The organism is Anaeromicrobium sediminis (assembly GCF_002270055.1).
GTDB lineage: Bacteria > Bacillota > Clostridia > Peptostreptococcales > Thermotaleaceae > Anaeromicrobium > Anaeromicrobium sediminis.
Genome location: NZ_NIBG01000012.1, coordinates 23,649 through 36,830, shown reverse-complemented (window position 1 = coordinate 36,830; position 13,182 = coordinate 23,649). Strand labels below are relative to the sequence as shown.

The following is a 13,182-nucleotide window of genomic DNA, read 5'->3' as shown; positions in this document are numbered from 1 at the left end:
AAACCCATGATTATCTTTTAAATCTGAAGAGTTCTAAATAGGGACTCTCTTTTTCTTTATATAATTCTAATAATAATCTGGCTCCTAAGTTTCCATATAATATACCATTTGATCCATATCCAAAACAATAGTATATATTAGGATCGTCATATTTGCCTATATAAGGTAACCCATCCTTAGTTTCCCCAAAGAATCCACTAAAGCCATATTCCATTTCTATATCTTTAATACGCGGAAACATTTCTTTAACTTTATTTTCTAAAGTTTTATATTTTGTTAAAGATACTTCATCTTCTTGCTTTAAATTTGTCATTTTACTACGTATTCCACCTAATGCTAGATCTTCCCCTCCTACTATAATTCTATTATCATCTGTAGCTCTTATATAGATATATGGGCTATTATCATCCCTTATATTGCATAAGTTATGCCATCCCTCTGTATTTTTAATGGGTTTTGTAACTATTGTAAAGCTTCTTGTAAGCCTTACTATCCTTTCTTTTATATAATCTCTCCCCTCATATCCGGTAGCTACTATGACCTTTTTAGCTTCTATTTTAAATCCATTTTCAGTATATATGACAACCTTGTTTTTTAAAGGTTTTATGTTAACTACTTCAGTGTTTTCAAATACACTTCCGCCATTTTTAACTCCATAATTTAATAATTCATGGGACAGTTCATAAGGGTCAAGTACTGCCGTATCATCTTTGCAATATATGGCGCTTTTAATATTAAAATCAAACTTTTCCTCATTATCCTTTAAAAATTCCACATTGAAACCATGTTTTTTTCTCAAACTGTATTCTTTGTGAAACACATTATAATAAGATTTGTTATTAGTATAATATAATAAATCCTTTTTCATAAATCCACAATCAGAATTTAAATCCTCCTTTATTATCCTTTCAATATGATCTATGGATTCTCTAGTTAGTTTAAAGGCCTTTGCTGCACTTTTTTCTCCTATTAACCCTCTAACCCCTATCATATTTATATCCATGGAATAATCCAATATGGAGGTAGATGCACTAGTAGATAAATATCCTATAATATTTTTATCTACTAGGATAGTATCTATATTGTTTTTATTAAAATAGTAAAAGCATAAACTTCCTGTAATCCCTCCACCTATTATTAAAACATCCGTTTTTATATCTTTATGTAAATAGGAGTATTTTTTAGGAATTTCCCTTTTCTTTATCCAATATCTATCACCAGTAACTATATTCATCTCTTCTCTCCCTTTTATTACTTAATAATCTATTTCTAGTTTGAATAAAAGGATTATTTATTATACACACTAAACTAATAATAGGTAGCATCCTATTATAAATATTAAGTTGGAAGTATTGGAGTAAAGTCAATATTAAAGTAGGGTATTTATTCTACTTTAGTAGGTTCTACATTTATTTAAGGCTTTTAGTTTTAAGTAGGTGGAAGATAAGATTTATTTAAGTGTTCTCATTTAAATAAATTGAACTAAGATTATATATTGTGAATAGATAATATATGGTTCATATTTCTATCATATAAATTTAAGGATTTTATATGGTAATTGAAATACTTCAATATTTCCAACCAATAAAAAAACCGCCTAATGGCGGTTTTATTAATCTTCTCTAACTTCGTAATCGTTAACTCTAAATAATTCTTCTATTAGACTCCAAACATGTTCTTTTCCATCTCTATTTTGAGCTGAAACTGGGATTAGGATATCATCTGCCTCCATTTCTAACTCCTTTTTAATAATGGATAAATGCTTCTGTCTTTGGCCTCTACTTATTTTATCTGATTTTGTGGCAATTACAATACCTTGAAAACCAAAGTGTTTAATCCATTCATACATTTGCTTATCTTGAGCAGTAGGCTTGTGGCGAATATCTACTAGCAAAAATACTGCTACTAGATTCTCTCTGCCACTTAAATAGGTTTCCATCATATTTCCCCAAGTGGCCTTTGCAGATTTTGAAACCTTAGCATAACCATATCCCGGTAAATCCACTAGTCTAAACTCATCATTTATACCGTAGAAGTTTAAAGTTTGAGTTTTACCTGGGCTTGAACTAGTTCTTGCAAGCTTTCTCCTATTTAATAGCATGTTTATAGTAGATGACTTTCCCACATTTGATCTGCCTGCCATGGCAATCTCAGGTTGATTTATATCCTCTGGATATTGAGCTGGCTTTACTGCACTTATTAATATTTCTGCACTTCTAATTTTCATCCGTTTTCTCCTCTTTAACTAAGGCATGTTCTATTACTTGGTCCATATTTTCCATTGGGAAAAATTCCAAGTTCTTTCTCACATTAGCTGGTATTTTTTCTATATCCTTCTCATTATCTATAGGAAGTAGTATTTTTCTTATACCTGCCCTGTGAGCTGCCAATACCTTTTCTTTTATTCCACCTACTGGTAATACCCTTCCTCTTAAGGTTACCTCTCCAGTCATGGCTACATTCTTATCTATTGGAACTCCTGATAATTCAGATATCATGGCCGTTGCCATAGTTATTCCTGCTGATGGACCATCCTTTGGTATGGCTCCTTCTGGAATATGTATATGAATATCCCTAGTCTTATAGAATTCCTCATCTATTCCTAGTTCCTCACACTTAGATCTTATATATGTAAGTCCTGCCCTTGCAGATTCTTTCATTACATCTCCAAGTTGTCCTGTTAAAACTAGTTTTCCATTACCCTTCATACTACTTACTTCGATGAATAATGTGTCTCCACCAACCCTTGTCCAAGCAAGTCCTGTAGCTACTCCTACTTCATGATCTTCCTTTATTAGGTCATATCTGTATTTTTTATTTCCTAGATAGTTTTTCAGATTTGATGTGGTAATTCTAACTTTTTTAGCATCCTTTTCAACTATCCTTCTAGCTGTTTTTCTACAAAGAGTTCCCAGTTGTCTTTCTAAATTTCTTACTCCAGACTCACGAGTATAATAATTTATAACATCCCTTATTACGGCCTCTGATACCTCTAAGTTTGTCTTTTTAAACCCATGCTCTTTTATTTGTTTTGGAAGTAAGTATTTTTGTCCTATCTTAACTTTTTCTTCTTCTGTATACCCTGATACTTCAATTACTTCCATTCTATCTAAAAGTGGTCTTGGAATAGTACCTAGACTATTTGCTGTTGTTATAAATAAAACCTTAGATAAATCAAATGGCACTTCTAAGTAGTGGTCCACAAACTCTTTGTTTTGCTCAGGGTCTAATACTTCAAGCAATGCTGAAGCAGGATCACCTCTAAAGTCACTAGCTAATTTATCTATTTCATCAAATAAGAATACGGGATTCTTAGATTTTGATTCTTTAATAGAACTCATTATTCTTCCTGGTATAGCTCCAATATATGTTCTTCTATGTCCTCTTATTTCTGCTTCATCCCTAACTCCACCTAAAGACATTCTTACAAAGTTTCTATTAAGTGCACGACCTATGGACTTGGCTATGGATGTCTTTCCTACTCCTGGAGGTCCTACTAAACACAGAATAGGTCCCTTCATGTTTTTAGCCAATTTTCTAATAGCTAAATACTCAAGAATTCTCTCTTTTACGTCCTTTAATCCATAATGATCTTCATCTAAAATTTCTTTTGCCTTTTTAATATCTATTCTATCTTTAGTTTGCTTGTTCCAAGGTAGATCTAATATCCACTCTATGTATGTACGAATAACTCCACTTTCTGCAGAAGAAGGTGATAGCTTTGATAATCTCTTCAATTCCTTTTCTACCTTTTCGGCCACGTCCTTTGGTAGCTTTAATTTTCCTAGTCTATCCTTATATTCGTCCATCTCATCTTCTGGATCTCCATCTTCACCCAGTTCTTCATGAATGGCCTTTAATTGTTCCTTTAAGTAGTACTCCTTTTGTACTTGATTGATTTTACCTTTAACCTTAGCTTGAATTTCTCTCTCTATTTCTAATACTTCTACCTCTTCTACTAGTAAAGCATATACTACTTCTAATCTATCTTTAATTTCAAGGGCATCTAGTATTTCTTGTTTTTGATCTATTCTCAAAACCATGTTAGATGCTATAACATCACAAAGTCTTCCTGGTTCATTTATGGATGTTACTGTTAAAAATACTTCTGGAGAAATTCTATTGCTAGCTTCTATGTAATTTTCAAACTCTGTAACTATGTTTCTCATTAGTGCTTCTATCTCTTTATCCATTTCTATTTCTTCATCTAAGTGCTCTACTACACTACATTTAAAATATGGATCATCATCAATTACTTCTTCAATAGATGCCCTACTTATTCCTTCAACTAGTACTCTAATAGCATCTCCTGGTAACTTAAGCATTTGTTTTATTTTACAAATAGTTCCTACACTATAAAAGTCATCCACAGTAGGAATATCTACTGCCGCATCCTTTTGGGAACTTAAAAATATCATTTGATCATTAAGCATTGCCTCTTCTAATGCTTTTATTGATCTTTCTCTTCCCACATCAAAATGTAGGACCATATATGGAAATATGGAAAGTCCCCTTAGGGGAATGAGAGGTAATTCTTGTATTTTATCCTTCTTTTCCACTAATATCTACTCCTTAAGGTTATAATCTTGTTTATATTTTTTGTATCTATATGCTATGTTATTCCCTATTGTGGCCTTTTAATAATTTATAGGAATTATCATAGAGATTTTTCCATATTTACTAGGATTTTTCACAATAACACTATTATATATAAACAAAATAGTTTTTTCAATGATTATAAGACTTCATGGTAATAATCTGATACCTTTTTCAAATCTAGTATTATTTTTTTGTTTTTTAGTTCCAGTATTTGTAATTTTTCTAATGATTTTATTCCCCTTGATATGGTTTCCCTAGAACTTCCTATCATGTCTGCTAAGTAAGTAATACTAATTTTTAAATCTATTAGGATTTTTCCATCTCCACGTTTTACTCCAAAATCTTTACCTAACTTCCAAAGTTTTGATGCAATCTTTTTCTCAATCTTAATTGATACGGAGTTTTTCAGTTGCCTGTATAATCTTCTCGTCTTTTTACTTAAAGAGAATAATATGTTCTTAGTCAATATAAAGTCCTTTTCCATAAGCTCCATGAATTTTTTTTTATCATAGGATAAAAGGATAATATCTTGAAATGCTTCACAACTAACTGTAGCTGCATATTCATCAAATACATTCTCATTTATGACTTCCCTAGAATTTAATATATACATGACTTTTTTATGGCCAAAGCTAGTTATCTTATAAAGACTTACTTTTCCCTTTAATAATATGTAGAATCTATTTATCTTTCCTTTTTCATGAAATAATATATCGCCCTTTTTTAGTGTGACCACCGAATAATTATCCATAAGATAATCTATACTTTCCTCTTTTATATTCTCAAGTATGGGTATGTTTATTAAAGTTTCCCTAGTAATCTTCATATGGCCTCCTTATAAACTTATTTTACCCTTAAATACTAATAAAAAACAAATACAACCACAAAAAGGATGTAACTTTTTTTCGTCACATCCCTTTAATCTAGGTTTAACTATTATCTTTTTAGTCTTCCTTTGATATGAACCAATAGGAAACTCCAACAAATAATGATCCACCTACGAAGTTACCCAAGGTCACTGGTATTAAGTTGTTAAACATCCCTGCAATAGAGATAGTCTCTGGATGAGGAAGCATAAGTCCCATAGATAAAATTGTCATATTAGCAATACTATGCTCAAATCCAGTAGTTATGAAAGCAAATAAACACCAGAATATCATTATTAACTTTGCCGTTTCTTCTTTTAGTTTGATGGCACAAAATACTGCTAAACAAACTAATATGTTACATAATATTCCTTTAAAGAATAATTCAGAGAAATTTCCATTCATCTTAGCATTAGTAACTTTTAATATGAAGTTCATTGTACTTTCTTTACTGGCAAGTCCTGTTAATATAAACAGTCCTGCAATTAAAATAGATCCTACAAAGTTTCCAATATAACTAAAGAACCAAACGTTCATAGCATCTCCAAAGGTTACTTTCTTTCTCAATGCTCCTATAGTCATTATTAGATTATTCCCAGTAAATAATTCCGATCCTGCCATGATTACTAAACTAAGTGCTATACCAAATGAAGTTCCCATTACAATCTTAGTAGCTACACTTCCTTGTGAGCCTAAGATTCCACCAATAGTAAATATAAGTAAAATTCCAAAACCTACATACAATCCTGCTAAAGCTGATGCTAATAAGTATTTAGCTTTACTCTTTTTTACTAGAGTAGCTTTCGCCTTAGCTGCATTAGATATTTTTTCCACAACTTCTCCAAACATCAGTTGCCCTCCTTTTATTCTTATTCGTTTGTCGTTAATTGTTAATGGTTATTCGTTTATATTTAACGATTAACCATTAACGAACGACAATTAGCTATTGTTTATCTAAAAAAGCATCCCTTTCATACTTGTATCCACCAAAGTCAATATATTCAGCAACGTCTGCTCCCTCTGGCAGATTAACACCTTCTAATACTTCTTTTTTAAATACTTCGTATCCAGTTCTATCAACTATATATCCTACGTGCTCCTTTGGTAGACTTCTATCTATATATCTATCCACATATTCGTATGCATTTTTAATTACCTTAATAATAGTATCTTCATCTACCCATCTTAGAAAAGTTCTAGCTAATCTTGGATTTTTCTTTCCTGTTCTACCCATGATTACCATTCTATATCTCTTTTCAGTGCTTCTAGTCATAGCTAATGTTGGACATTTTAAAACACACTCTCCACATCCTAAGCATCTTCTATGATCTCTCTTTACTTTTCTATTTTCCATAGTTAGTGCTTCTGTAACCCTTATTCTACAGTTCTTAACACAGGCTTCACATGAAATACATCTAGATTCATCATACTGAGGTTCAGTAGTACATATGATTCCGAAATCTTGCATATGTGCCTTTATACAGTCATTTGGACATCCTGTCACAGCAATTTTAAAGTGGTAATGATTTGGGAATATGGCCTTTTCTATGTTTTGAGCAATTCTTGTAGTATTGTCATTGGCAATTTGACATACCCTGTTACCAATACAGGCAGATACATTTCTCGTACCAGCTGCTGGATATCCATTCTCTGGATTTGCAATTTCAACACCAATGTTTAATTCTAAGTCTTCTATAATAGGCGCAACCATTTTATTCACTTCAGGTATTTTATCATAGTCAATTCCTGATAATTCAAACCCCTGTCTAGTAGTTAAGTGAACTCCACCATCTCCAAACTTCTCTGCAATTTCTTGTAAGATTGCAAAATGTTTAGCTTCCATATGTCCACCTGGAATTCTTACTCTTAAAGCAGTTTTTCCCCTTACCTTTGTTATTCTATAGGCATTTTTTTTAACTTTTTTAACATTTACACTCACGAAATCACCTCCATTAATCAATAAGTTCTTTAGCTTTTACATAGTTAAATACAGGTCCTTCTAAACATACATAGGTTTCATCTATCTTGCAATGTCCGCATTTACCAATTCCACAGCTCATCTTTCTCTCAAAGGATACCCATATTTTTTCTTCCGCTAAACCTCTTTTTACAAACTCAATTGTTGCAAACTTCATCATAATAGGAGGCCCTACTACTATTACTTCCGTATTATCTAAATCTTTCATATCACATACAGCTATATGTTTTGTTACTAAACCTGTTTCTCCAGTCCAACTTTCATCAGCTGAATCTACAGTAAGCACTACATTTATTTTCTCACTCCACTTTTTAATTTCATCTCTAAATAAAATATCATTAGGAGTTTTAAATCCAACTATTAGTGTAAAACTCTTTACTAAATCCATGTTATTATAGAAATAGTTAACTACATTTTTTACAGGCGCAAGACCTGTTCCTCCTGCAACTATTACAAGGTTCTTTCCCTTATATTGGTCAAGATTAAATCCATTTCCATAAGGTCCTCTAACAAAAATTTTATCTCCTGCTTGTAAATCAAATATTCCATCTGTAAGCTTTCCTACTTTTCTTATGGTCATATCTAAATATTTATCAGTAAAGTCACTTATAGATATAGGGGCTTCTCCCACACCTGGTATAGATAGTTGTAAGAACTGTCCACCTATTAGATTCATATCATTTTCTACTCTAAAAGTATGGTCTATTCCTGATTCTTCCCATCTATCTATTATCTTTATAGGTCTTGGTAAATATGGATTATTCATTTGAATCCCCCTTTACTATTTCGTTCACTTTTTCTATGCACTTAGGGAATGATATATATTCTGGACACACATCATCACATCTTCCACAGCCTACACACATGTGGAAACCAAATCTCTTGTGAAAGTCGTTAATCTTATGCATAGTCTTAAATCTCATTCTGTCGCCTTTTTTTGTTCTAAAGTCATGGTTTCCTGCCATTGTGCTATATCCATCTACTTGACATGATGCCCACACTCTTCTTCTTTCGCCCATTTTATTATCTTTTCCATAGTGTTGATCTTGCATAGTAAAGCATGCACATGTTATACAAGATGTGTTACATCTTCCGCAGCCAATACATCTGTGAGTGTATTCTGTCCATATATCATTTTCAAATACTTCTTTAGTTACCTTATCTACTGGAGGTATTTCTACCTTCACTTTATTTTCTTCAACAAATTCTACTTCATGTTGAACTTCTTCAGCTCCTTCACTGAATAATGCCTTAAATTCCTCATCTTGTATATTTAATATTACATTGTCATTATTAAATTTACATGCTACTGCATATTCATCTGTTTTGTTTCCATTCATGGACACACAGAAACATGAATCAAATCCTTCATTACATTCAATCATGAAGAACTTAACCTTTTCTCTTAATCTCTTATAATAGAAATCTTGTTCTGGTCCATTTTGTAAGAATATTGTATCTAATCTTTTCATTCCATTTATGTCACATGGTCTTAAGAAAATTATAATCTTTTCATCAGGTACAGAAGGAACGGATACGTTGTCTTCTGTAAAGTAAAATAGAGTTTCACGAATTGGGTAAATGATTTCCTTTGGAGAAAAGAAACTCTTTTCATTTAATTCCATTTCATCAAGGCCACTAATGGGCTTATAACAGACTAGATCCGTATCTGAATATCTACCCTTTTTCTCTATTTTTTTAGGTCCGTAAATCTTATATTTATCAGATAAAGTATTTAGGACGTGATTAAACTGTTTAATGCTAACCTTATACGCCATAGACTACCTCCTTAAAAGTTTCATTGTTAATATTTTAACTTTGAATCTAATAATTTTCTGTGATATTCGTCACGATATAAGAAAAAAATGCATATATAATTAGTGGAAGGGGAATCAACCAAGTACCTTTTCACACCGCAATTGTTGCTTAATCCTATGCTATTTGTGGTTCACGATAGGATGTAAAGTTGAAACTTTCTAAGTTATGTCTCTAAATTTTAATATTAACTAGCACCTTTTTATCGAGTAATTAATACAATAAATTAGAAAGACAACCAACTGCAACAATTCAATAAGCTTATATCTCTTCCATACAGAAAAATATGAGCTTATCTAAATAAAAATAACTAAAATAATAGTGGAGGAATAAAATATGATGAATGAATTATCTTATGAAGAATTAAAGAGAAGATTAATAGAAGAAATAAAAGTTGAAATATTAGAAGCGGAAGCAAAAGCAAGAGCAAAAGCAGATGCAGAAGCAAAGGCAAAAGCAGAAGCAAAAGCAAAAGCAGATGCAAAAGCAAAAGCAGAAGCAAAAAATAGAAATCTTAATGTAGATATTGATAAAGAAGAAGAAAAAGAAGTAGAAAAAGAAGTAGAAATAGAGAAAGAAGTAGAAATAGAAAAAGATATGCATAAACAAGTTCAATATAATAAACAAACTAACCACAATCACATTTATCAAAGACAATATCAAGGTCAATTATCTAAAAATGATGCAGATACTGACGCAGATGCTTGGTCAGATGCTTGGGCAGATGCAGATGCTAAAAATAGAGCTAGAAATAAAGCTGACGCAGATGCTAAGAACAAAAATAGAAACAAAGCTAAAGCAGAAGCCGAAATTGAAGATAAGAAGAAGCATCCTTGGTGCTAGATATTCATTAAAATAGTGGGGGGCTTCCCCCCACCATTTTAAAAATATCATATACATAAGCACCAATCCTTTTAGAAATTATAGGAGGTACTTTTATGAGTCCATGGGAAAATCTTCCACAAGAAATCCAAATTAATGATTCTACTAAAAAAAATGATGTGATTGAAACAGAATACCTAACAGAAAAAGACAATACTGAAAAAACTCTAGATCAATCTAGTATTCAAAAAAGCATGCATGATTTAGGCCAAGACCAGCACCTAGAAACCCATCCTTCCCAATTTAATTTCCAAAATGTTCAATTAACTATGGATAATAATATGGATAACTTTGCTGGTAAAATCGCTGGAGTAATCTATTCAAAAAGTAATAGGGAAATCACTCCAAATGCAATTGTTTTACTATACTTTGGATCCTATGATGATTCTAAGACATATCCAGTATGCCAAACTAAATCAGATGATAATGGAAACTTCGTCATCGAAAATTTGCCACCAGGCTATTATACCTTATATGCATATCTTGGAAGATATTTTAAGGAGAAAATATACAATATAAAAATCATGCCTGGACAAAATCATCACCAATCTATACTTCTAAAAAAAGTTGAAGATGATCTTGGTTAATATAATACTTAAAGAAGCATAATAAAAACAGGATAGGTATTACCTATCCTGTTTTTATTATGCTTCTTTAAGCTTTGGCACTCCTATTAATATGGCTATTACTGCACATATTCCCATTAAGTAGGGGTAGTATAAATATCTCATTATATCAAATGAAGAAACCTTATTTGATGCCACTCCCACTGCCACAAGAATTTGAGCTCCATAGGGAATAATCCCCTGGCAGAAGCATGAAAAAGTATCTAGTATACTAGCTGATCTCTTTGGTTCTATATTATACTCATCTGCTATATCTTTAGCAATTGGACCTGTCATTACTATGGCAATAGTATTGTTAGCTGTACACAAATCAACCACACCAACTAATAGGGCAATTCCAAATTCAGCTCCCCTTTTACTAGATATTCTATTTCTAATAAAATCTAGTAAGAAATTAATTCCACCGTTAAATTTGATTACTTCAACCATACCACCAATTAATAAGGATATTATTATAATCTCTGCCATACCATTGATTCCATTAGATACGGCTGATACAAAACCCCATATGTCAAAGGAATTTGTCATAATACCTACAACTCCTGCAAATAATGTTCCTCCAGTTAAAACTACAAATACATTTATTCCTGATAAAGCTCCTATTAATACCACTAAATAAGTAACTACTTTAATTATACTGTATGGATGGTCTCCTCCTATGGCAGTATTGTTTCCATTTCCTATTAAAACAAATATAATCCCTGTTACAATGGCTGCTGGTACTACTATTAAGAAGTTCATCCTAAATTTATCTCTCATCTCACAACCTTGAGTACGTGCCGCTGCAATAGTAGTATCTGATATCATAGATAGGTTATCTCCAAACATGGCTCCACTAATTACAGCACCTAAAGCAAGGCCTAAAGATATGTCTATCTTTTCAGCTAACCCTATGGCCACTGGTGATAGGGCAACTATAGTCCCCACAGAAGTTCCTATAGATAGGGATATGAAACAACCAATTACAAATATTCCTGCTATTAATATGTTTCCTGGTAATATGCTGAGACCTAAGTTTACTGTAGAATCTACAGCTCCCATTTCTCTAGCCACCCCAGCAAAGGCTCCTGCTAATATGAATATAAAGCACATGATTATAATATTAGTGTTTCCTGCCCCTTTGCAAAAAATCTCTATTTTATGAGAAATCTTCTCCTTAGGATTCATACAGATGGCTACTATGCTAGCCACTAGAAAAGATACACTTACAGGCATCTTATAAAAATCTCCTATTATAATAGATGTTACTAAATACATAACTAAGAAAACTAATAATGGTAACAATGCTAAACTACTTTTTTTATTATTCATAATCCTTCCTCCTACGTATAGTTTAAATAAAGTACATATTTTTCTAGGGACAATCATTTGAATTTAAAAAGCTGTGCACATTAATTACTTTTTAATTTCCTTATAAACTAAAAAAACTTCTTGCAGATAATGCAAGAAGTTAAATTTCCTTTGTCCCTTATCTGCCAGGTATCACCTGCTGGATTTAGCACCACAGAATTTAATCTAGGTTGCCGGGCTTCATAGGGCCAGTCCCTCCGCCGCTCTTGATAAGATTATATTTAATTGTTTTTCACAACGTATATGATTATAGCTAAAAGAATAAATATTGTCAAATGTTTTTTTCACACAGACATTTCTACTCTAAAAAAATAAATTTTATATTTAGTGAAACTTTTTGTATTATTCATCCGTCTAATGCATGTAATAAAAAATACTAGGAGGACAATTATGAAAAGATTATTAAGTTTAGTAGTTGCAGTTTTATTAATTTTCACCTTTGTAGGGTGCAGTAAACAAGAATCAAATATATCAGAGAAGGAAACTGAAGATAACAAATTAGTTTTAAACTATAATATAACTAAAGAAGTTCTGGAGGTAGAGTCTAAAGATACAAAAATAGATTATCCTCAAGTTATAGATTATCCTGGAGAACTTTTAATGGATTATATGAATCAAAGCTTAAAAAGAATTGCTGATATATATGGAAATGAAGATATTTACAACCATGTGCAAATAGACTATGAGATCACGAGAATGGATGAAAATATATTAAGTGTATTATTCAAAGGTACTGGTGAAATACAAGGTCATGGTAAAATTAATATTCAACAAAGTATTAATCTAGATATGAATTCTTCAAATGAGATTACGTATGATAATCTTATTAAGTCTAAAGAAGAAGTAATGAGAATACTAGACCAAAAGGCTAAAGATAAAGGAATAAAAGAAGGAATAGAAGCAGAGGGAGTAAGGTTATACTTTAAAGATGAAAATGTAGTATTTTATTACATGCCTTTAGATGATAGTGCAAAGGAATTTATTGAACTAAGTGTGTCTGAAGAGGATTTAAAGGAATATATAAACACTGATTTTGGTCAAGTTCCTGCAAGTTAGTATTTAAATT

The 13,182-nt window shown here is 31.7% G+C and carries 12 protein-coding genes and 1 riboswitch; of the genes, 3 read left to right on the top strand and 9 right to left on the bottom strand.

Going from position 1 to position 13,182, the window contains the following annotated elements:
* Window positions 1-10 precede the first annotated feature (10 nt).
* The 8 genes from CCE28_RS13655 to asrA form a co-directional block, all read right to left on the bottom strand.
* The gene (locus CCE28_RS13655; RefSeq protein ID WP_095134289.1) at window positions 11-1,234 is read right to left on the bottom strand and encodes an NAD(P)/FAD-dependent oxidoreductase; all 1,224 of its coding nucleotides are present in this window, start codon (window positions 1,232-1,234) and stop codon (window positions 11-13) included.
* 378 nt (window positions 1,235-1,612) lie between these two features.
* Complete coding sequence (gene yihA / locus CCE28_RS13650) at window positions 1,613-2,227, bottom strand: ribosome biogenesis GTP-binding protein YihA/YsxC (protein WP_095134288.1); 615 nt, start codon at window positions 2,225-2,227, stop codon at window positions 1,613-1,615.
* Complete coding sequence (gene lon, locus CCE28_RS13645) at window positions 2,217-4,559, bottom strand: endopeptidase La (RefSeq protein WP_095134287.1); 2,343 nt, start codon at window positions 4,557-4,559, stop codon at window positions 2,217-2,219. The genes yihA and lon overlap by 11 nt, the downstream gene beginning before the upstream one ends.
* Window positions 4,560-4,735: 176 nt before the next feature.
* Entirely contained in the window at window positions 4,736-5,425 is a 690-nt protein-coding gene (locus CCE28_RS13640; RefSeq protein WP_095134286.1) for a Crp/Fnr family transcriptional regulator, read from the bottom strand.
* A gap of 118 nt (window positions 5,426-5,543) precedes the next feature.
* The gene (locus tag CCE28_RS13635; RefSeq protein ID WP_095134285.1) at window positions 5,544-6,314 is read right to left on the bottom strand and encodes a formate/nitrite transporter family protein; all 771 of its coding nucleotides are present in this window, start codon (window positions 6,312-6,314) and stop codon (window positions 5,544-5,546) included.
* Between the two features lie 94 nt (window positions 6,315-6,408).
* Window positions 6,409-7,404: a sulfite reductase subunit C gene (gene asrC, locus CCE28_RS13630; protein ID WP_095134284.1), complete on the bottom strand. Its 996-nt coding sequence runs from the start codon at window positions 7,402-7,404 to the stop codon at window positions 6,409-6,411.
* 13 nt (window positions 7,405-7,417) lie between these two features.
* Complete coding sequence (asrB, locus tag CCE28_RS13625) at window positions 7,418-8,209, bottom strand: anaerobic sulfite reductase subunit AsrB (protein ID WP_095134283.1); 792 nt, start codon at window positions 8,207-8,209, stop codon at window positions 7,418-7,420.
* Window positions 8,202-9,221: an anaerobic sulfite reductase subunit AsrA gene (gene asrA / locus CCE28_RS13620; RefSeq protein WP_095134282.1), complete on the bottom strand. Its 1,020-nt coding sequence runs from the start codon at window positions 9,219-9,221 to the stop codon at window positions 8,202-8,204. The genes asrB and asrA overlap by 8 nt, the downstream gene beginning before the upstream one ends.
* A 373-nt stretch (window positions 9,222-9,594) precedes the next feature.
* Between asrA and CCE28_RS21870 the strand changes: the two genes are divergently transcribed.
* Both CCE28_RS21870 and CCE28_RS13610 read left to right on the top strand, forming a co-directional pair.
* Window positions 9,595-10,101: a hypothetical protein gene (locus CCE28_RS21870; RefSeq protein ID WP_141228367.1), complete on the top strand. Its 507-nt coding sequence runs from the start codon at window positions 9,595-9,597 to the stop codon at window positions 10,099-10,101.
* Window positions 10,102-10,196: 95 nt separating this feature from the next.
* Window positions 10,197-10,727 (top strand): peptidase associated/transthyretin-like domain-containing protein, encoded by a 531-nt coding sequence (locus tag CCE28_RS13610; protein ID WP_095134280.1) that lies wholly within the window; start codon window positions 10,197-10,199, stop codon window positions 10,725-10,727.
* A 57-nt stretch (window positions 10,728-10,784) separates the two neighbouring features.
* Here the strand turns inward: CCE28_RS13610 and CCE28_RS13605 are convergent, their stop codons facing one another.
* Entirely contained in the window at window positions 10,785-12,077 is a 1,293-nt protein-coding gene (locus tag CCE28_RS13605) for a Na+/H+ antiporter NhaC family protein (protein WP_095134279.1), read from the bottom strand.
* 154 nt (window positions 12,078-12,231) lie between these two features.
* Window positions 12,232-12,332: riboswitch (SAM riboswitch) on the bottom strand.
* A gap of 174 nt (window positions 12,333-12,506) precedes the next feature.
* On the opposite strand from CCE28_RS13605, the gene CCE28_RS13600 reads away from it, so the two are divergent.
* Entirely contained in the window at window positions 12,507-13,172 is a 666-nt protein-coding gene (locus CCE28_RS13600; protein WP_095134278.1) for a hypothetical protein, read from the top strand.
* The last annotated feature ends 10 nt before the right edge of the window (window positions 13,173-13,182 follow it).

Excerpts from the sequence above, each read along its gene's own strand:
- CCE28_RS13640 (WP_095134286.1), bottom strand. The coding sequence starts at position 5,425 with ATGAAGATTACTAGGGAAACTTTAATAAACATACCCATACTTGAGAAT.
- CCE28_RS13655 (WP_095134289.1), bottom strand. The coding sequence starts at position 1,234 with ATGAATATAGTTACTGGTGATAGATATTGGATAAAGAAAAGGGAAATT.
- CCE28_RS13605 (WP_095134279.1), bottom strand. The coding sequence starts at position 12,077 with ATGAATAATAAAAAAAGTAGTTTAGCATTGTTACCATTATTAGTTTTC.
- yihA (WP_095134288.1), bottom strand. The coding sequence starts at position 2,227 with ATGAAAATTAGAAGTGCAGAAATATTAATAAGTGCAGTAAAGCCAGCT.
- asrB (WP_095134283.1), bottom strand. The coding sequence starts at position 8,209 with ATGAATAATCCATATTTACCAAGACCTATAAAGATAATAGATAGATGG.
- asrA (WP_095134282.1), bottom strand. The coding sequence starts at position 9,221 with ATGGCGTATAAGGTTAGCATTAAACAGTTTAATCACGTCCTAAATACT.
- CCE28_RS13610 (WP_095134280.1), top strand. The coding sequence starts at position 10,197 with ATGAGTCCATGGGAAAATCTTCCACAAGAAATCCAAATTAATGATTCT.
- CCE28_RS13600 (WP_095134278.1), top strand. The coding sequence starts at position 12,507 with ATGAAAAGATTATTAAGTTTAGTAGTTGCAGTTTTATTAATTTTCACC.
- CCE28_RS21870 (WP_141228367.1), top strand. The coding sequence starts at position 9,595 with ATGATGAATGAATTATCTTATGAAGAATTAAAGAGAAGATTAATAGAA.
- CCE28_RS13635 (WP_095134285.1), bottom strand. The coding sequence starts at position 6,314 with ATGTTTGGAGAAGTTGTGGAAAAAATATCTAATGCAGCTAAGGCGAAA.